The organism is Blastococcus carthaginiensis, assembly GCF_030731085.1.
GTDB lineage: Bacteria > Actinomycetota > Actinomycetes > Mycobacteriales > Geodermatophilaceae > Blastococcus > Blastococcus carthaginiensis.
Window position 1 is genome coordinate 1 of the sequence record NZ_JASNFN010000061.1, and the last position, 1,629, is coordinate 1,629.

Genomic DNA, 1,629 nt, shown 5'->3' on the forward strand with positions numbered 1-1,629 from the left:
TGAACGACTCGGGTGTCACCGGCACGGGCATGGTCACGCTGGAGGGTGACCAGGCGATCGTCACCGTCGAGGCGAACGGTGTGCTGGCCGGTTCGCCGCACGCCCAGCACTTCCACATCGGGGCGCAGGGCGTCTGCCCGCCGGCGTCGGCCGACTCGGACGGCGACGGGATCGTCACCACTGCCGACGGCATCCCCTTCTACGGGGAGATCGGTGCGTCGCTGACCACCGAGGGTGACACCGGCGCGGACAGCGGTCTGGCGGTGGACCGCTTCCCGACGCCTGAGGGGGACAGCTACACCTACGAGCGGACCTTCAGCATCGATCAGGCCACGCAGGAGGCGTTCGCGGCCGGTACCGCGGTGCTGGTGGTGCACGGTATCGATGTGAACGGCAACGGTGAGTACGACGCCGAGGCCGGTCAGAGCTCGCTGGACCCCTCGCTGCCGCTGGAGGCCACCGCGCCGGCGGCGTGTGGTGTGCTGAACGCCTCGCAGATGGGTCAGATGCCCGCCGGTGGTGCTGACACCGGTGCCGGTGCCACCAGCGGTATCGAGGAGCAGGCGGCGATCGGGGTGGGTGCGCTGGCCGCTGCCGGTGCGGTCGCCGCGGGCACCGTGGCCTACCGCCGTCGCCAGGCCGCCGACCAGGCCTGATCGCCCACGCCTGATCGACTAGGCACGTGACCAGGCCTGATCGACCGGGCCTGATCGATCAGGCTTGATCGACCCGCATCACCCGTCGCGCCGGGCAGGCATCCCTGCCCGGCGCGCCCGGCGGGCGGCGGGCGGCCCCGGGCCCCCCCCGCCCCCCGCGGCCCCCCCCCCGCCGCCCCCCCCCCCCCCCCCCCCCCCCCGGCCGGCCCCCCCCCCCCCCCCCCCCGCGACCGGCGTCCGCGTGACGGCCCGTGACCCCGGCCGCCCCCATCCGCTGCCCCGCAGGGAGAGAGTCCGTGACCGATCGAGCCCGTTCGGCTGCCCGCTCCTGGGTGGTGCTCGCGGTCGCTCTGGCGGTGGTGGCGGTGGTGGCGCTGGGCGTCGCGCTCACCGGGCAGCAGAGCGCCCCGCAGCCACCCCTGCGCGCGGCGGCCGGGGAGCCCTCCACGTCGTCGACCAACACAACACCCCCCGCCGCGCCCGCCGCCCCGGCGGAGCCGACCACCGCGCCGGTCGAGGTGGCCGAGCCCGTCGCGCTGCGGATCCCCGCGCTGGAGGTCAGCAGCGAGGTGATGCAGCTGGGGCTGCAGCCCGACGGGACGGTGGAGGTCCCGCCCCTGGACCAGGTGGGCACGGCCGGCTGGTACCGCCAGTCCCCGGCGCCCGGCGCGGTCGGCCCGGCCGTGCTGCTGGGGCACGTCGACTCCGCCGAGCACGGCCCCGGCGTCTTCTTCGAACTCGGCGCGCTGACACCGGGTGCGGAGGTGGAGGTCGAGCGCCGGGACGGCACCGTCGCCGTCTTCACCGTCGACCGGGTGGAGCGCTACACCAAGACCGGGTTCCCCACCCTGCAGGTGTACGGCAACACCCCCGACCCCCAGCTGCGGCTGATCACCTGCGGCGGCGAGTTCGACCCCGTCGCCCGCAGCTACGAGGACAACGTCGTCGCCTACGCCACCCTGGCCGGCACCCG

The 1,629-nt window shown here is 75.5% G+C and carries 2 protein-coding genes; both read left to right on the top strand.

Annotated elements, in window-relative coordinates; genetic code table 11:
- Nucleotides 1-656 (top strand): hypothetical protein (locus QOZ88_RS23090; protein ID WP_306002009.1); only part of this gene is annotated, 656 nt, incomplete at its 5' end.
- Between the two features lie 296 nt (nucleotides 657-952).
- A partial coding sequence (locus tag QOZ88_RS23095) for a class F sortase (protein ID WP_306002010.1) occupies nucleotides 953-1,629 on the top strand: 677 nt, incomplete at its 3' end.